Consider the following 18,328-nt stretch of genomic DNA (forward strand, 5'->3'; position numbering starts at 1 on the left):
TACCTACGCTGTGTTTTCACGTACCGCCACCCGGTGCCTGAGCCTCGCCTTCTGTGCGGTGCTCCTGTGCCCCTCCCTGTCCGCCCAGGACGACTGCTCCTTCCCCTCAACCGTCAGGTCGTTGCTGCCCAACCCCTCCCTGGAGGAGTTTCACTCCGGGCAGGACGGATGCGCCTCCCAGCAGCCCAACGGCCTTCCCGACGGCAGCAATCAGGCAAATTGCCTGGTGGGCTGGCAGCGGGTATCCAGCGGCACCACGGACGCCTGGAACGCCTTCACGCTGCCCGGCGCCGCGCCCAGCTTCCCCGCCGAGCTGCCCCAGCCCATGCCCAGCGGTACGAGTGCCGCGGGCTTCTGGATCGGCATCAAGGACACCGACGGCAAGCAATTTCACAACGGCGACCGTACCTGGGCTACCCACTACCGCGAATACCTGGGGGCCTGCTTCGGGGAGGGCGAGGGCCTGCAGCGGGGGCTCGACTACCGGCTCACCTTCTACCTCGGGTTCATGAAGGAGCAGAACTACGCTTACCTCGGCCACGACGTCAACATGGCCTCGCCCTCCGGCGTGGAACTGGCGGTTTACGGCGTTCGTGAATGCAGCCAACTTAACTATGGCAGATTTTACGACTGCCCGGAGACCGCCGGGGCGCCGGGGTACGAACTTATCGCCACCGTGACGGTAGACGGGGAGCCCGGCACCTGGACGCCCGCCACCGTAGACTTTATTTCTCCCAATGACTACGCGGCCTTCGTTATCGGCGGATCGTGCGCGGAGGACATCAAGCGGGAGGACTCCGAGTACTACCGCAACTACTACTTCATCGATGATATCATCGTCAACCGGACTTCCTTTTTTGAGGAGCCCGTCGCCGGCCCGGTTTCCGTAAGCGGGCAGAGCGTGTGCGCCGACGAGATCATCCTTTCCGGTACCCCCGCCCCGGACGCGACCTACCAGTGGTTTCAGGACGGCGTGGCACTGGAGGGAGCTACCGATCCTACGCTCTCCCTGACTCCTTCTCCCAGCCTGGACGGAGGCTATACCCTGCGCATCGAAACCCCCGCGGGCTGCGCCACCACCGAACCGGTCAACATCCAGCGGCCGGTGATCCACGACCAGTTTCCCGACTCGGTAGCCCTGTGCAGGGAAGGCGGTCAGGTTACGGTTTTTCCCTCCGAGCGCACCACGGGCAGCTATACCTGGAGCGACGGCAGTACGAATGGCTACCTCACCGTTACCGAGCCCGGCACCTACTCGGTGACGATCAGCTCGTCCTGCCAGGACCGGGTGGAAACCTTCACCGCCGTGGAAACGGCCGACATCTCCTACCGCTACCGGATGAGCCCCGAACAACCTTGCGCGGGCGATACCGTCGAGGTTACCCTGGAGACGGGCTGGTACGCTCCCATGGTGATCTTCACCCTATCGGACGAGCGGCGGTTCTACACGATTCCGAACCAGCCCATTCAGGTAGTCGCCGGGGAGACCGACTGGATAGAGGGTTTCATCGTCACCTCCTGCAACATGTACTCCGATACCGTGACCGTTTCCGCCCTCGAACCCTACGTGGCGGAGGCTCACGTCCGCGACCTGAACTGCGTGGGCCCGGACGGCAGCATCAGCCTGGATATCGGGGGCGAGCAGCCCGACCGCTACGCCTGGACCGGCCCCGACGGATCGCCCCTGCCGGCCACCGGGCCGGAGATCACGGCGGACCGGAGCGGCGACTATACCGTCTCCCTCACCGGACCGGGGCGCTGCCCCACCCCCCTGACGGTTTCCGTCGCGGACCGGGAGTTCACCGCGGACATCCTTACCACCGACGCCAGCTGCGGCGGCGACGGCACGGCCAGCGCGTTGCTTTCCGGTGGCACCCCACCCTACTCCCTGGAGTGGCTGGCCACGGCCGACCAGCCGTTACTGGCCGGACAAACCACGGTACTGACCGACCTGGACCGCGGCAGCTACCTCGCGCGGGTACGCGACGGGGGCGGCTGTGAAACCATGACCGAGTTTACCATCGACGGGCCGGATCCCCTGCAGATGCGGGCGGAGGTGGACGTCACGGGCTGTTCACCCGAAACTATTGCCACACTGGACATCACCGCATCCGGCGGCACCGCCCCCTATACTTACGCGGTCAGCGGCCTGCCGCTACAGACCTCGGCCACCATCACCGACCTCGACGCCGGAGACTACTCCGTACAGGTCATCGATGCCCATAACTGCACCACCATGCCGTGGAACACCACCGTGACGCTGCCCGATCCCGTCGCCGTAGCCCTGCGGGGGGCCGACCGCGTCAACCTGGGCGCTACCGCGGCCCTCACCCTGGACATCACCGGCACCGATCCTGACGAAGCCCTCATTTTCTGGGATACCGACACGGAGATCGAGTTTCCCGACGGCCCGCTGGAAGGAGTGATCGCTCCCGAGGCCGCGGCGACCATTGCCGTGGAGGTCGTGACGCCGGACGACTGCATCTATACCGACAGCCTCCACGTCAGCGTCTTCGACGGGGCACAGACCTACGTCCCCACGGCGTTCAGCCCCAACGGCGACGGGAACAATGACCGCTTTGAAATCTACCCCAACCTGGGCGTAACGGGAGTCGAGCACTTCCGGGTGTTCGACCGCTGGGGCGGGCTGGTCTTCGAGCAATCCGGTGAGGAGGTCGCCTGGGACGGTACCGCCAACGGAAGCCCCCTCAACACCGGCACCTATTTTTACGAGGGGGCCATACGGTTGCGCCGGGGTGCGATCGTCCCCCTGAAGGGCACGATCTTACTGACCCGGTAACCCCAAAAAAACCGGGCGGCGGCGCGAACAAGTGAATTAGTTCGGGTATATATTGTGTAGAGCGTATAACTATTGTTATATTTGCTCTGCGTTCTATAACACTTTGAACTAAACACATACACTGTGACAACCGCCCAGTTTGTCCTCTTGATGAGGACTTGGGTGTTGCTGCTAACCTTCTTATTAGTTGGTCCCTTTTTATCCGCACAAGAAATCTGTTCCAACGGCATCGACGACGATGGTGACGGCCTGATTGACCTGAACGATAAACAAGACTGTAGCTGCGCTCTCTCATCTAACACGATTTCCCTTCTTCCCAACCCCTCGCTTGAAGCCTTTGATGGCGGACAGATCGGTTGCACCTCCCGCCAGCCCGGCGGGCGCCCCGATGCCGTCAACCAGGCCAACTGCCTAACCGGCTGGCAACGCGCCTCCCTCGGCACCACGGATGCCTGGAACGCCTTCACGCTGACCAATGCCGGTCCCTACTTCCCCGCTACCCTGCCGCTGCCGCTGCCCAGCGGAACGGGCGTTGCCGGTTTCTGGGTAGGCGTACACGATACGCCGGATGCCACCTTCACCAACGGCGACGGCTCCCGCACCACCCAGTACCGCGAGTACCTGGCTGCCTGCCTCACCGACGACCAGCGCATGCAGCCCGGCCAGAAGTACCGCCTCACCTTTTCACTCGGCTTCATGGAGCCGCAGCTAGCCCGGGAAGACACCTCGGTGGTCGATATCCGTTCGCCGGAATCCGTCGAGCTCAGTCTGTACGGCGTCCGCGACTGCGGGGAACTCAACTTCGGGGCCTTCTATTCCTGCCCGGAAGCCTCCGGTGCCGCGGGTTACGAATTAATTACGAACGTCACCGTCACCGGTACCGCCGGCAACTGGACCTTCCAGGAAGTCGATTTCATCTCCCACGGTAACTACGCCGGTTTCGCCATCGGCGGCTCCTGCGCCCCCGACAACGTGCGGGCCGACGGCGGGAACTACCGCAATTACTACTTCATCGACGACCTTATTCTCAACGTACCGGAGGCCTTCGCGGCCCCCGTTGCCGGCCCCGTGGCAGTCGACGGCCTTACGGCCTGCGACGAGCGGATCACCCTGACCGGTTCTTTCCAGGCCGGCGCCACCTACCAGTGGTTCCGTGACGGCGTGGCGCTGCCCGACGAGACCGGTCACGTCCTTACCCTGACGGGCGGGCCCGCGGTAGACGGCACCTACGTGCTGCGCGTCAGCACCGCCGCCGGCTGCGCCCTGGCCGATCCGGTGGTGATCCAGCGGCCCGTGGTTTCCGATCACTTTGCCGAAACCGCCGCTCTCTGCGTAGGGGCGGACTCGGTCAAGCTTTCGCCCCGCCGCTTCACCGGCGCCACCTTCCGTTGGTCGGATGGCAGCACGGGCAGCAGCCTCACCGTGGGTGCGGAAGGTACCTACGCGGTCACCGTAACCGAGGCCTGCGTGACCCACTCCGAAGAGATCCTGGTAGTGCGCGCCCTACCCTTCGCGTACGACATCACCCGGACTCCCGAGCGGGCCTGCGTAGGCGATACGGTCACCATCCGCGTTACCAGCAATGCCCCCGAGCCCCGCTACTATTTCCGTGACCTGGCTACCGGCCGCACCCTGCCCGCCAGCAACGGCATCCTGCACGTGGTGGCCGGGGAAACCGAAGATGTCCTGGCCTTCCTCGGTGACGATTGCGGGATGGAATCGATCCTCATTCCCGTGGGGGCCTATGCCCCCTTCCCGGAGCCGGTGGCGACCATCGAGCCCCTCGACTGCGCCAGCGGTAGCGGCCGGATCGCACTTACCTTCGACGGGACGGACCCCGCCCCGACCTACAGCTGGACCGACGCGGCCGGCCGGCCCGTCGGAGACGGCTCCGCCGTCCTTACCGCTACCGCGCCGGGCGACTACTCCGTTACCCTCACCGGTCCCGGCCACTGTCCGCTCGTCCGCACCTATACCGTAGGCGGCAGCCGGCCGCTCACCGGCCGGCTGGTGACCACGGCGGGCAACTGTACCACGGGCGGCAGCCTTTCGGTAAGCGGCCTGACGGGTACCGGACCGTATCGCTATCGGTGGTTCCGCGACGGGGCACCCGATCCATCCCAAGAAAACCTCGCACAGCGTACCAATCTGCCCGCCGGCACCTACGGCGTCGAGGTAACGGACGCCAGCGGCTGCAGCTTCTACGAAGAGGCCGTCATCGAGGGCGGCCGGCCCCTGACCGTCGAAGCCACCACGGCTTTCGCGGACTGCAACGACCCCATGAGTGGCGTCATTGACGTGCGTACTACCGGTGGCCGGGGTCCCTACCGCTTCGAGCTGGCGGGCTACCCCGCCCAGGCTACGTCCACCTTTACGGGGCTGGCCGCCGGCACCTACCGCTTACAGGTTACCGACGCGGCGGGCTGTACCTCCGCCGCCCGCGTGGTGACCCTCGAGGAAGTGCCGCTGCTCGACCTGGGCCCCGACCTGACCATCCGCCCCGGTGACTCGGTGGTACTTTCGCTCTTCGACGGTCCGCTGGACCCCGCGGCCGGCACGCTCACCTGGTACCCGGAGGACGGAAATCCCGCCTGCACCGGATGTACGGAAGGTAGCCTGGGCGTGTCCCCCGCCTTCAGCACCGAGTACCGGGCTACCTACACCACCGCCCAGGGGTGTGCGGTGACCGATCGCGTGCTGGTTACCGTGACCGACGATCCGCGGGTCTATATCCCTACCGCCTTCAGCCCGAACGGTGACGACGTCAACGATGCTTTCCGCATTTACGTGGGCGACGGCGTGGGCGCCGTCAGCAACCTCATGGTCTTCGATCGCTGGGGTGAGCTGGTCTACCGGCAGGCCGACGATACGGAAGCCGTCTGGGACGGCACCTTCCGCGGCAAGGTGCTGCCCACCGGCGTATTCGCCTACGTCGGGCAGGTTCGCCTCACCAACGGCGCCGTCCTCCCCCTGAAAGGATCGGTTACGCTGGTCGATTAGCCGACAGGCCGCGACGCAGGCCCTCCAGCTCGGCCAGGCCGCGCATGCGGCCATAGAGGCTGTAGCCCGGATAGGTCTGCCGCTTGCGGTCGTCAAAGAGGGTGAATCCGTGATCGGGCCGGTAGGGTACGTCCGCCCCGGCGCGGAGCAGCTCACCCACTACGGCGGCCATATCCACGTCGCCCTGCAGGTGGCCGCTCTCCCGGAAACTGGCGTGCGGGCTCCGGGCTACGTTGCGGAGGTGAACGAAATGGATGCGGTCCAGAAACTTGCGGGCCATGGCCGGCAGATCGTTGTCCTCCCGCGCGCCCAGCGAGCCGGTGCACAGGCACAGGCCGTTGGCCGGGTCGTCGACCATCTCGGTAATCTCCTGCAGGTCGTCGAGGGTGGATACGATGCGCGGCAGGCCCACGACCGGCCACGGCGGATCGTCGGGGTGTACGGTCAGTTTGATCCCCTCGCGCGCGGCCACCGGCACCAGCTCCTCCAGGAAGCGTCGCAGGTTGTCCTTGAACTCCGCCCGCGAAATGTGCAGGTAGGGCGCGATAGCCTGCTTGAAGGTCGCCAGCTCGAAGCTTTCCTCGGAGCCCGGAAGTCCCTTGAGCATGTTTTCGGTGACTTCTCCCTTGTCCTCCGCCGACATCGCCTCGAAGTGATCCGTGGCCAGCTCCACCAGTTCGGCGGGGTAATCCTCGGCGGCATGGGCCCGTGCCAAAATAAAGATGTCGAAGGCGATCAGGTCGAGGCCGTCCAGGGCCACCGTCGTGCCACCCGGCACCGGTACCCGCAGGCGGGTGCGCGTCCAGTCGAGCACCGGCATGAAGTTGTAGCATACTGTGGTCACGCCCTCGGCCGCGAGGTGCTCGAGGGTCTTGCCGTAGTTCTTCAGCAATTGGGGAGCGGCGGCGGAGTTTTGCTTGATGCCCTCGTGCACCGGCACGCTTTCGACCACCGACCAGGGCAACTCGCCCAGTTCTTTCTTCCGCTTCCGGATCTCCTCGCGGCTCCAGACCTCGCCGTTGGGCACGTGGTGCAGCGCCGTCACCACCCCCCGGATGTCCAGGGCGGAAACTTCGTCGATCGTAATGGGGTCGTTAGGGCCGTACCAGCGCCAGGTAGGATACATAATTAGGATAGTTAGTTACCGTTTACGCCGCCAAAGTACGCTTTCCTCACCCCTCCTGGTGTTCGATCGCCACTTCCCGACCGCTCTCCGCGCTCTCGATGATGGCGCGGATGACGGCGATATCTTTCTTGCCCAGGGTGCCGGGGGCGATGAATTCGGTACCGTTCATGATGGCGAGGGCGTCGTCGTCCATCTGGATCGACTGCTGGTTCGCCACCGCCGGGCCGAGTAGTTTCCCGTCGCTGGTTTCCCCCGTCACGCCGGTATAGGGCTGCATGGGGTCCATCTCGTACCAGCCGTCCTCGGCTTCGATGTGCAGTTCGTTGTAGTTGGTGACCACGCTGGTCTTCCCCTCGGCGGTCATCCCATCCGGGTAGCGCAGGGTATACTCGGTGGTGAGGTCGACGGCGTTGGCGTGGTCCTGCCGGGTCTGGGTAGCCTTCACGACGGCTTCCGGGGCCATCTGGGTGCCGTAGCGCAGCCCGTTCACGGAGTACACGCCCATGTCGTAGAGGGCCCCGCCACCCATATCGCGCTGTCCGCGCCAGTAATCGGTGGCGGGCGGCGATCCTCCGTAGCCGGCGTAGGCGTGGGCTCCGGTGAGGGCGCCGTAGGCGCGTTCCTTGGTCAGCTCAATGAGCTTGCGGGTATTCGGCTCGTGCATCATCCGGTAGCCGATGGCCAGGCGGACGCCGTTGCGCGCGCAGGCGTCGATCATTTCCTGACACTCCTCGGGGGTCATGGCCATCGGCTTTTCGCACCAGACGTGCTTGCCGGCATTGGCGGCCTGCACCACGAAGTCGCGGTGGGTCGCCGTGGGCGTGATCACGTAGATGACGTCGATGTCGGCGTTGTCCGCGATCCCGTCCATCGTATCGTAAGTGTAGGTGTTACCGTCGGGTATGTCGTACTTCCGCTGCCACTCGGGGAGTTTCTCCGGGCTGCCGGTGATCAGGCCGCGCAGCTTACAGTGCTCGGTGAGCTGCAGGGCGGGCGCGATCTGCCCGGAGGCGTAGCCACCGAGGCCGAGGATGGCGACACCCAGGGGGCCGCTTTGTCCTTCCGCGGGGGGCGGGGACGCGGGCGCGGTGTCCGTCCCGGAAGCCGCGTTGCCGGCCGGGCTACAGCCGATCAGTCCCGGTACGAAAAGGAGGCCCGAGGCGGCGACGGACTGGCGGAGGAACCGGCGGCGGGTGGTGGTAGAGTTGGATTCAGCCATGCAAGAGGTTGTTTGGAGTGCGACGTTTTAGGTAATCCCGTTTTGTAGGTGTTGTTCACGGCCCGGCTCCCCTACTCCCTTCGTACCTACCTTGGTGACCGGAAAACACCATCCGCATGCCCTATGACTTCATCGGCGACATCCACGGTCATGCCGACGCACTCGAGCAACTCCTCCGTCGGCTGGACTACCGGCCCGACGGTGACGGCTACCGCCACCCCGCCCGGCGGGCCTTCTTCGTGGGCGACTTCATCGACCGGGGGCCCGATAGCCCGGGCGTATTACGTACCGTGCGCGCCATGGTCGAAAGCGGGGCCGCCCGCGCCGTGATGGGCAACCACGAGTACAACGCCATCCTCTACCATACGCCGCGGCCCGACGGCAACGGCTACCTGCGCCCCCACTCCGCCAAGAACCACGCGCAGCATGCCGCCACCCTGGAACAGTTTCGCGACCGCCCCGCCGAACTGGCCGATTACCTGCGATGGTTCCGCACCCTACCGCTGTACTACGAGGAAACGGATTTTCGCGCCGTTCACGCCTGCTGGCACCCGCTCAGCATCGGCCGCCTGCGCGAGCGGCTGCCCGACGACCGGCTGCCCGACCCCGTGCCCCCCGAACTCGAAGCCCTGGAAACCCCCTTCGCCCGTGCCATCGACCGGGTACTTAAGGGCCCGGAATTCGACCTGCCCCACGGACACTCCTTTCTGGACAAGGACGGTCACCGTCGCCTGGCCCTCCGCAACAAGTGGTGGCGAGACCCCCGCGGGGCCACCTACGGCGACCTGAGCGTACACGGTACCGGCCCCGAACTGGAAAGCTTGCTGTACACCGGCGAGGACACCGATTACTACGGCGTCACCGAAAAGCACGTCTTCTTCGGCCACTACTGGTTGCGGGGGACGCCTACCCTGTTCCGCCACAACGTCTGCTGCCTCGATTACAGCGTGGCCCGCGACGGACAACTGGTCGCCTACCGCTTCGACGGGGAAAAAGAACTGGAAGTTAATAAGCTGGTAGCCGTATAGACGCTTGCGGCAAACTTCGCCGTAACGACGGCGGTGCAGGATCCTCGCAACCCGACGGCGTCTGTCCCTGTTCCGGCACCACCGCACCCTGTCGGGTATGGGCTGTGATGGCAGGGACTACCCCATTTACCGAACCGGACACGGAGCGTCCTCCCCCGGGAGTACGGGGCGGGGAAGCGCAGGCGGTGAACCCACAAATTACTCCCGTTACTATACGTAAGACGCGGAACCACCCTGCCGGACGGGGCCGCAAATTGCCTCCTGGATCAGTGATAAAGCCATACGGTAAGCTTCTGCTCCGCATCCGCACCACCACAACCACGGATTTCTTCCCCACACGGTATATAATAAATGACACCGACTACGGCCACCGCGCGCCGGGCCGTCGCTTGACACCTGAAATGGGACATCCTGTATACCCTGCTTACCCGCCCCGCTTTCGCAGCCAAAGCGCCAGTCCCAGACACGCTACGATCAGCGCCAGGTTGTAGAACCACGGCAGTGCGCCCCCGAATACTCCGTATTTAAGGCCGAAGTAGCTACCGAAATAGACGGCGGTCATCAGCAGGAAAAGCCCAATACTGGGTTTATCTTTTTTAATAGGTTCCATGGCGGGGGGGACAAGGCTGCCGACCGGCAGCGGGGGCCCAAAATAAAGAGACCCGGGCAAACGGCCCGGGTCCTTGTTATACGACTGTGTTGTCCACAGCGTCTCTCATGAAAAATAAACCTAATCGTTGTAGCCAGAACCTAGAGGTTGGCGACGCCGCTAAGGTACGACGATTGTGTTTTATGATATTTGGCAATTTGCGATTCAACACGCATTGCCACTTATCGAATATCGATACAAACCCGTTGGGTTACGATAAACCGATTTATTAATCTCGTTTACGTGATGCCCTACCGGAAGGTTCATGCCGGGTGCGCAAAAATTGCTTTTTAACATTATAAATGTAGAAATAGTTAAAATACGTACTGCCCCATCTGCGCCAGTTGCTCGTATTTCTGGATCAGGTTGCGCAGGTAACCGAAGTACTGGGCGGCGTATTTGCCCGAGTCAGCGTGCAGGGCGCTACCGTGCTCGACCAGGTTATCGAACCACACTTGCGCTTCCGCGCACAGGTCGGGATCTGAGGTGGCCACATAATTGGGCGTCAGCAGCGACGTGAACAGGAAAGGACGGATATCCGACTTCACCAGTACGAGGTTGCTGGTATTGGACAATTCATTGTGGTAGACCCGGAAATCGCAGCTGCTGGGCTGGGGGCCGTCCTTGAGGGAAAAACGCTTCCCGGTGCGAACCATCCGCTCCAGGTGGTTCACGATCTGGTGGAGCTCGGAAAAAATGCGCTTCAGATCGCCGGAATCGGCGAATTTGCCCACTTGCGCCATGTAGTTGACCTGCCGCAGGGTAACGTCGAGTACCCCTACCGACCAGAGTTCGCGGGCCGGCACCCGGTAGTGGTCGGCTACCGTCACCTCCACCAGCCGGTGAAGGCTATCGGATATCAGGTCGGTAGAAAAATTCCGGTTCTTCCACTTCTCCAAGTTCCAGGTGGTGATACCGAACATGAATATCTTGAAGGCCCGCAGCGTGGGGGTCGCGAGCTCGTAGTACATCGGCAATTCCGGGGAAGCGAAATCGAAGCTGGCCCCCGGCAACTGATTGAGGTGCTCGAGCCGCTGGTGCAACTGGGTAAAGTAGTCGAACTCACTGCGGACTATGCCGTGGCCGTCCGGGTACCGAAGGGCACCGGCCCTTTTCTTGCGGGAGGAGCTCACTTCGGTGCGCAGGTGGTATATCTCCGCCAGCCGCATCATCTCGTCGGCCGTCAGGGAGGTGTCGCCCCGCAGGCGGCGATAGATAGCATCACGGCCTACGTGCAAATCCTCAGACAAAGCCTGTACAAGCGCACTGCGGGAAGGGAACCGCTTTGCCAGTTGCGCAAAGAAGTCATGTTGGTAACTTTGGTTATCCTCATTCATGATATGTGTTTATCGTTCATAGTGCAAGCCGCGGGTGCCAAAAGGCCCCGATTAAAACATAAAAGCCAAAATGCGGGGTTCAACTTCCCCTAAATCACATAGTAAGGTACGCCATTACGGCAAAGCCAATTGTTTGAAATAAACTTTTTTAAAACAAAATATTTGCTTTCCCGTTATTCCTCTCGTTACTTTGTCCCGAGAGAAACACTACTCATTACGTACAGCAGGGCGGGGCGGACATAGTCCTTCCCCGGTTTAACATCAGTTTTTACTTCGCGGCTCGTTTGGGACCGCGCTTTGTTCTTCACGCATACTCACGAAAACATGTCACTATTTCCCCCACCGGGCGGGGAAGCCGTTCCGGCTTCGCCCTGTTCTGCCCTGCCCTCCCATGACCTTTCCTTCGGCCCCCCGGGTGTTCCCGCCCCCCGCAACTGAGCGGCCATGCACCTCAGTTGCCATACTTCCTTCAGCCTGCGCTACGGCGTCCTCCCCCCCCAACAACTAGTCGAGAAGGCGGCTGCCTGGGGCGTGGAGTGCCTGGCCCTGGCCGACAATAACAATACGAGCTGCGCGGTGGAATTCGTCACCGCCTGCCGCCGGCACGGCATCAAACCCATCCTCGGCATCGGCTTCCGCGACGACGAGGGGCAGTGGCTCTACACGGGGCTGGCCCGCAACGCCGAAGGCTGGCACAACCTCTGTCGCTTCCTGAGCGAACACTCCCTGGAAGACCGCCCCCTGCCCAAGGTACCGCCGCGGATGGAGCACGTCTGGATCATCTACCCCCGCCTCTGCAAACCGATCCGCGACTTTCGCGCCAACGAGCTGCTCGGCATCCGCCCCCAGCACGTAAACCGCCTGTTCAGCCACGAGCTGCGCCACCACCAGGACAAGCTCGTCATGCTGGCCCCGGTCGTCGCCATCACCGAGGCCGACTACGACCTCCACCGCACCCTGCGGGCCATCGACCGCAATACCGTACACACCAAGCTTACGCCCCGCGACCTGGCCAACCGCGGCGACCGCCTCCTGCCACCCGATACCCTGCGGCAGTTCTACCGCCCCTACCCCGCCATCGTCCGCAATACCCAGCGCATTATCGACTCCTGCACCGCCGAACTGGAAACCGGCCTGCAGATCAACCGGCAGACCTTCACCGGCTCCAAACACGGCGACTACCAGCTGCTCGAAAAGCTCGCCCTGGCCGGCGTGGCCCGCCGCTACCCGCCCGGGCCCCGCTTCCAGAAAGCCCGCCTCCGCACCGAACGCGAGCTGGCGGTGATCCGGAAGCAGGATTTCTGTCCCTACTTCCTCATCACCTACGACATCGTCCGCTACGCCCGCATGGCCGGTTACCAGCACGTAGGCCGCGGCTCGGGCGCCAACTCCATTGTCGCCTACAACATCGGCATCAGCGACGTAGACCCCCTGGAGCTAGACCTCTACTTCGAGCGCTTCATCAACCCCTTCCGCGCCAGTCCGCCCGACTTCGATATCGACTTCAGCTGGGACGAGCGCGACGACGTCACCGACTACATCTTCAAGCGCTACGGCCGCGAGTACACCGCCCTGCTGGCCACCTACTCCACCTTCCAGGGCCGGGCCGCCCTGCGGGAAGTAGCCAAGGTCTACGGCCTGCCCAAGGAGGAAGCCGATCAGCTCGTCCGCGACCCCCACGGCCGCGCCGCCGAGGATTCCAAGGCCCGTACCGTACTCGACATCGCCCGCCGCCTCGTCGGCCTGCCCAACCACCTCAGCATCCACGCCGGCGGGGTGCTCATCACCGAGAAACCGATCTACTACCATACCGCACAGCGGCTGATGCCCAAGGGATTCCCGGTGGCGCACTGCGATATGTACCACGCCGAGGACATGGGCCTGCACAAGTACGACGTGCTCAGCCAGCGCGGCCTCGGGCACCTGCGCTCCGCCGCAGAACTCGTCCGCCGCAACCACGGCAAAACCGTCGATCTCCAGGCCCTAGACACGATCAAGAACGACCCAAAGGTGCGCGCCATGCTCAAGAGCGGCCGGGCGCTGGGCTGCTTCTACATCGAATCGCCGGCCATGCGCGGCCTGCTCACCAAGCTGGGCTGCGACAACTACGTACACCTCGTGGCCGCCTCCAGCATCATCCGCCCCGGCGTAGCCAAGTCGGGCATGATGAAGGAGTACATCCGCCGCTACCACCACCCGCACAGCTTCGAGTACATCGACCCCGTGTTCCAGGAGCACCTCGGCGAGACCTTCGGTATCATGGTCTACCAGGAGGACGTGATGAAGATCGTCCACCACTTCGCCGGACTGGACCTCGACGAGAGCGACGTCCTGCGCCGCATCATGTCGGGCAAGAAGCACAGCGGCGACACCTTCGAGAAGCTGCGCGAGAAGTTTTTTGCGGGCGCGCAGGTGCGGGGCCATTCCGCAGAAACCGCGAAAGAGGTCTGGCGGCAGGTCGAAAGCTTCTCGGGTTACTCCTTCTGCAAGGCCCACTCGGCGAGCTTCGCGGTGGAGAGCTTCCAGAGCCTCTACCTGAAGGCCTACTACCCCCTGGAATTCATCACGGGCGTGATCAACAACTTCGGCGGCTTCTACAAGACGGAGTTCTACGTCCACGAAGCCCGCATGGACGGCGCCACTATCCACGCCCCCTGCATCAACCGCAGCGACTTTCTTACCGATCTGCACGGTACCGACCTCTTCCTGGGCTTCATTCACCTCAAGGGCGTCTCGGAGCAGCTCATCCACCGCAGCGTCCTGGAGCGGCAGCAGCGCGGCGACTTCCGCGACCTCACCGACTTCTGCGGTCGCGTCGACGTGGAAAGTACCCAGCTTGAGCTGCTGATCCGCATCGGCGCCTTCCGCTTCACCGGCAAGACCAAGTCGGAGCTGCTCTGGGAGAAGAACGCCGTCTTCAATCCCCGCCTCAAGCGTGAATCGTCCCTCGACCTCTTCGTTACCGTGGCTCCCGAGCAGGACTTCCAGCTCGACGCCCCGCCCAACCACCGCCCCGGCCACCGCCTCACCGGCCGCCAGCTCGACCAGGCCTTCGACGAACTGGAGCTGCTGGGCTTTCCGCTTTGTTCGCCGTTTTGGCTGGTGGAGTGTACATCGGATGTGGAAACGGTCCGGGAGCTCACATCGGATGAGCCGGCTGCGCTGCGCTCCGCCGGCGCATCCGATGAGGCTCCTGCTAATTCCTGGGGATTGGGATCCGGCACGTCCGACGGGGCTTCGTCCCTTAACGCACCTCAAGTGAGCCTTCACCCCCTCCACAGGATCCCCGACCGCGGCTCTACCGAGTTGCTCGCCTACTTCGTCTGCGACAAGGTCGTCCCCACCGTCAAGGGCGAGCGTATGAGTTTCGGCTGCTGGCTGGACAAGCACGGCCGCTACTTCGACAGTGTCCACTTTCCCGACACCTACCGCAACTTCCCCTTCCGGGGGGCCGGCGTCTACCGCCTGCGCGGCAAGGTGACCCGCGAGTTCGACTTCCCCTGCCTCGAAGTAGCCCACATGGAACGACTCCCCTACCTGCGCGACCTCCGCTTCACCGATGAAGCCAAGGGCAGCGCGGCCACCGAGGGACAGACGAAGACCATCCGCGTGGATCTCGCTTCCCCCCCCGCACCGGTTATTCCGCCCGTCGTCCCCTTCTCCCCGCGCCCGCCTACGCCGGTGCCCGTGCCCGCCCCTCCGGAGAAGCTTCCCCGCATCCGCTCCCTCCTGCAGGAGTTTCGACGTTCGGCTGCGGTGTTGCTGGTGGGTTGGTAGATTCTGAGTTGGTGAGTTGGTGAGTTGGTGAGTCACTGAATTGCTGCGTTTTCCCGCACTACCCCGAACCCACCCGAGCGAAGCGAGGGGCAAATGCCCTGCGGAACAACGCAGCAATGCACCACTCCAGCAACGCACCACTCCAGCAACGCACCCGAGCAAAGCGAGGGGCAAATGCCCTACGGGAAAACGCAGCAACGCACCAATCCAGCAACGCACCACCCCCCCCCATGACCTACCAAAGAGCTATCCTACACCTAGACATGGACGCCTTCTTCGCCTCCGTGGAAATCAAGAAAAACTCGGCCTTGGCCGGCATTCCCCTGCTGGTGGGCGGCAGCGGCGGGCGCGGCGTGGTGACCTCCTGCAGCTACGAGGCGCGGCGCTTCGGTATTCATGCGGGCATGCCGATGGCGATCGCGCTGCGGCGGTGTCCGGACGCGAGGACGATCCGGGGCGACTACGAGAGCTACGAGCAGCACTCGCGCATCGTGACCGAAATCATCGGGGAGGAGGGACCGGTCTTCGAAAAAGCCTCCATCGATGAGTTCTACGTGGACATGACGGGCATGGACCGCCACGTGGGCTGCGTGAAGTGGAGCGGGGAACTGCGGCAGCGGATCATTCGGGAGACGGGTCTGCCGCTGTCAGCAGGACTATCGATCAACAAACTGGTGTCGAAGGTACGCGCCGGCGAGGCCAAACCCAACGGCTCCGGCTGGGTAGCTCAGGGGGCCGAGCGGGCCTTCCTTTCGCCCCTTCCCGTGCGCAAGATCCCCAGTATCGGCTCCGTGACGGCCCGCAAGCTCAGCCTGATGGGCATCCGCAAGGCCGGTACGCTGAGCCAGGTGCCGATAGGATTACTGGAGCGGGAATTCGGCAGCATGGGCCGCGAGTTTCATCGCCGCGCCAACGGCATCGACCACCGGCCGGTAGTGCCCTACAGCGAGCGGAAGTCCTTTTCTTCGGAGTCCACCTTCCAGACCGACACCATCGACGTGGAGTTCCTGCTGCGCAAACTCCGCCACCTCACCGCCCAGCTGGCCTTCGACCTGCGCAAGGCCGGCCGGCTCACGGCGCGGGTGACGGTGAAGATCCGCTACACCGACTTTAATACCTACACCCGCGCCCGCCGCATCGACTACACGGCCCACGACCAGCAGTTGGTGCCGGTAGCCGAAACCCTCTTCCGCGAGCTCTTCACCCGCCGGCAGTGCATCCGCCTCATCGGCGTACGCTTCGACCTCCTGGCCGGCGGCCATACCCAGCTCGATCTCTTCGAAGATACCCAGGAAAACAGCCGCCTCCTACTGGCCCTGGACAAAGTGCGTAACCGCTTCGGCAAGGGCGCCATAGCCGTAGGCTAGTACAATGCGGCCTCCGGCCGCGGAAGTATAATGCGGCCTCCGGCCGCGCGAGTACAATGCGGCCTCCGGCCGCGCAGTAGAAGGTACGCCCATAAGGCTTCAACCCTCACCGTATCCGGTACGTAGCTCCTACCCCGCTCACCCCCCCGATCCCCGCGCTCAGCGAACACCGACTGCGCAGCTGGTACTCGAAAGTGACCTGGGGCACCGGCAGAATTCGGCTGAAAAAGTTACGGTTCTCCATCACCGAGGTAGTTACCGGCTGCACGGCTACGGGCTCTCCCCCCACCAAAAAACTGCGGCGCCCCGCTCGCTCGTACACCTGCCCGAGAAGCTGCAGGCCCAGGTTTATCCGGAACCGGCGGCGGCGGTTGATGGTGTACTGCGCGCCCAGGGTGATCCAGTGGGCGTACCAGTTCTCGCTTTGAATATGGACGAGCCGATATTCTCCGCTGCCCAGGCCCCGGGCGTAGGCGGGATCGGACGGGTCGAACCGCCCGCCCTCGTTGGAGTATACGGTACCAAGGCTCAACCGGAACCCCGAGGGAAAGCGACGCGCGACCTCGACCCCCACCATCAGGATGCCCGGCCGGGAATCGTTGATGGACGTATTGGTTTCCCGGTCGGAGTACAGAACGAGCGGCGGACCGCTCGCCTGCGTGAAGGCCCGGTAATCGCCCGCCCCATTAGGAGTCGTACTGAATCCCTCGTAGTGCCCGTACCGCCGGATACCGGAGGGCAGCACCCGCGCGCTGATTTCCCACACGGCCGGCACCGGCTGCTCACGCGGCAGCGGCACGAAGTGCCAGGCTTCTTTTTTGGTGACCACCGGGGGAAGTACCTCGACGGCGTGCGGCAGGCCGTACCCCTCTCCACCCGATATGACGGACGGCGGGAACGGCGAGGTCAGGGGCGCCACCCGGCGGACTTGGATCAACGCTGGATCGGCACCCGATTCCGGCAGCGATGGATCGGCCACGGGAGCAGAAGGCCACTTGCCGACGGACCGGGAGCCAATGGGCGAGGGAACGGCGGTAGCCACTGCCGGGCGGGGTGCCGCAGGGCGCGCCGGCACCACCCGGGAAGCTCCGCCCGCCGTGGAGGTGACCGACAGAGTAGCCCCCTCGGCAGCGGACAATACGGGGGCGGGTGCAGGACGTGGCGCGGCGGGGGCCAGCCTGCCCATATTCTCCCGGTCTTCCGGCTGATCCGACCTGACGACCTGATCCGCCTGAACAGTTCGGGCGGTCTGGGCGGTCTGCGTACCGTAATGGGCGAGAAGTAATCCGAGCAGGCTCAGGAGCAACAACGCACCCAGCCACGGACCGACGGTCCGCCGGGCGGGCGGCTGTTCGGCTTCCAGGCGGCGTTGCAGCGCTTCCCAGCCGTCCGCGGGGGGATCGATACTCCCCGGCGGGGGAGACTGGTCGTAAACCGTCCGGAAAAAGCGTTCGAGCCTATTCATGGGGCAGAAAGTGAGTCAGGTGGAGGTAAGTGCCTACGAGCGGGCGGAGCAGTTCGCGGGCCCGGAAGAGGTAGGCCCGGGAAGTGCCGGCGGAAATCCCCAGTCGCTCGCCGATCTCCGGGTGGGTATACTCCTCGAAGACGTAGAGCGTAAAGACCATCCGGCAGGCCGGGGGCAGGCGCTGCAGCAGCCGGATACAATCGTCCCGTTCTAATCGCAGCGGGGCCTCGTTCGGTACGTTTCCGGGGGCGAGTTCCGCATCGAGCAGCTCTACGGGGCCGGTCCGCTCCCGCCGGTAGTGATCGATGCCGGCGTTGACCACGATCCGGCGGAACCAGGCGGCGAATACCCCGCGAAAAACTTCGCGGCGGAGGGCGTTGAAGAGCTTCACGAAGGCATCCTGGACGATCTCTTCCACCGCCGCGGAATCACGCCCGTAGGGCAGCGCCTTGCTGCGGGCGAAGCCGTACCACTCCCGGTAGAGCCGACGCTGGGCGTCCGCCTCCTGCCGGTGGCAGGCATCCAGCAATTCAGCAAGATCGTCAGGAAGTGATGACACG

At 63.9% G+C, this 18,328-nt stretch carries 11 protein-coding genes; 5 read left to right on the top strand and 6 right to left on the bottom strand.

Annotation, left to right across the window (positions count from 1 at the left end):
* Positions 1-10: 10 nt before the first annotated feature.
* Together DQG19_RS14065 and DQG19_RS14070 are read left to right on the top strand one after the other, a co-directional pair.
* Positions 11-2,800, top strand: a complete 2,790-nt coding sequence (locus DQG19_RS14065) for a gliding motility-associated C-terminal domain-containing protein (RefSeq protein WP_157974511.1) — start codon at positions 11-13, stop codon at positions 2,798-2,800.
* 123 nt (positions 2,801-2,923) lie between these two features.
* Entirely contained in the window at positions 2,924-5,800 is a 2,877-nt protein-coding gene (locus DQG19_RS14070) for a gliding motility-associated C-terminal domain-containing protein (RefSeq protein WP_157974512.1), read from the top strand.
* Here DQG19_RS14070 and uxuA read toward each other — a convergent pair.
* Positions 5,784-6,926 carry a mannonate dehydratase gene (gene uxuA / locus DQG19_RS14075; RefSeq protein WP_116126917.1) on the bottom strand — a complete coding sequence of 381 codons (1,143 nt, stop codon included), beginning with the start codon at positions 6,924-6,926 and terminating at the stop codon, positions 5,784-5,786. The two genes, DQG19_RS14070 and uxuA, sit on opposite strands and share 17 nt — an antisense overlap.
* 46 nt (positions 6,927-6,972) lie before the next feature.
* Positions 6,973-8,145, bottom strand: a complete 1,173-nt coding sequence (locus DQG19_RS14080; protein WP_116126918.1) for a Gfo/Idh/MocA family protein — start codon at positions 8,143-8,145, stop codon at positions 6,973-6,975.
* Positions 8,146-8,261: 116 nt separating this feature from the next.
* On the opposite strand from DQG19_RS14080, the gene DQG19_RS14085 reads away from it, so the two are divergent.
* On the top strand, positions 8,262-9,173 hold the full coding sequence (locus DQG19_RS14085) for a metallophosphoesterase (RefSeq protein ID WP_116126919.1): 912 nt from the start codon (positions 8,262-8,264) through the stop codon (positions 9,171-9,173).
* A gap of 424 nt (positions 9,174-9,597) precedes the next feature.
* On the opposite strand, the gene DQG19_RS14090 is transcribed toward DQG19_RS14085, so the two are convergent.
* Both DQG19_RS14090 and DQG19_RS14095 read right to left on the bottom strand, forming a co-directional pair.
* Positions 9,598-9,783, bottom strand: coding sequence for a hypothetical protein (locus tag DQG19_RS14090; RefSeq protein ID WP_116126920.1), 186 nt, complete (start codon positions 9,781-9,783; stop codon positions 9,598-9,600).
* Between the two features lie 353 nt (positions 9,784-10,136).
* Complete coding sequence (locus tag DQG19_RS14095; RefSeq protein WP_157974513.1) at positions 10,137-11,060, bottom strand: hypothetical protein; 924 nt, start codon at positions 11,058-11,060, stop codon at positions 10,137-10,139.
* A gap of 543 nt (positions 11,061-11,603) precedes the next feature.
* Here DQG19_RS14095 and DQG19_RS14100 point away from each other — a divergent pair.
* Complete coding sequence (locus tag DQG19_RS14100) at positions 11,604-14,936, top strand: DNA polymerase III subunit alpha (protein WP_116126922.1); 3,333 nt, start codon at positions 11,604-11,606, stop codon at positions 14,934-14,936.
* 230 nt (positions 14,937-15,166) lie between these two features.
* A complete protein-coding gene (gene dinB / locus DQG19_RS14105) occupies positions 15,167-16,303 on the top strand; it encodes a DNA polymerase IV (RefSeq protein WP_116126923.1) in 1,137 nt (378 codons plus the stop codon).
* A gap of 106 nt (positions 16,304-16,409) precedes the next feature.
* Here dinB and DQG19_RS20925 read toward each other — a convergent pair whose 3' ends face one another.
* Positions 16,410-17,768, bottom strand: a complete 1,359-nt coding sequence (locus DQG19_RS20925) for a hypothetical protein (protein ID WP_157974514.1) — start codon at positions 17,766-17,768, stop codon at positions 16,410-16,412.
* Entirely contained in the window at positions 17,761-18,327 is a 567-nt protein-coding gene (locus tag DQG19_RS14115) for an RNA polymerase sigma factor (protein WP_116126925.1), read from the bottom strand. Before DQG19_RS14115 ends, DQG19_RS20925 begins: the two co-directional genes overlap by 8 nt.
* Position 18,328: the final 1 nt, after the last annotated feature.

This window comes from Lewinella sp. IMCC34183 (assembly GCF_003390915.1).
GTDB lineage: Bacteria > Bacteroidota > Bacteroidia > Chitinophagales > Saprospiraceae > Neolewinella.

Coding starts and splice junctions, on each gene's coding strand:
- uxuA (WP_116126917.1), bottom strand. CDS start 6,926: ATGTATCCTACCTGGCGCTGGTACGGCCCTAACGACCCCATTACGATC.
- DQG19_RS14080 (WP_116126918.1), bottom strand. CDS start 8,145: ATGGCTGAATCCAACTCTACCACCACCCGCCGCCGGTTCCTCCGCCAG.
- DQG19_RS14085 (WP_116126919.1), top strand. CDS start 8,262: ATGCCCTATGACTTCATCGGCGACATCCACGGTCATGCCGACGCACTC.
- DQG19_RS14090 (WP_116126920.1), bottom strand. CDS start 9,783: ATGGAACCTATTAAAAAAGATAAACCCAGTATTGGGCTTTTCCTGCTG.
- DQG19_RS14100 (WP_116126922.1), top strand. CDS start 11,604: ATGCACCTCAGTTGCCATACTTCCTTCAGCCTGCGCTACGGCGTCCTC.
- dinB (WP_116126923.1), top strand. CDS start 15,167: ATGACCTACCAAAGAGCTATCCTACACCTAGACATGGACGCCTTCTTC.
- DQG19_RS20925 (WP_157974514.1), bottom strand. CDS start 17,768: ATGAATAGGCTCGAACGCTTTTTCCGGACGGTTTACGACCAGTCTCCC.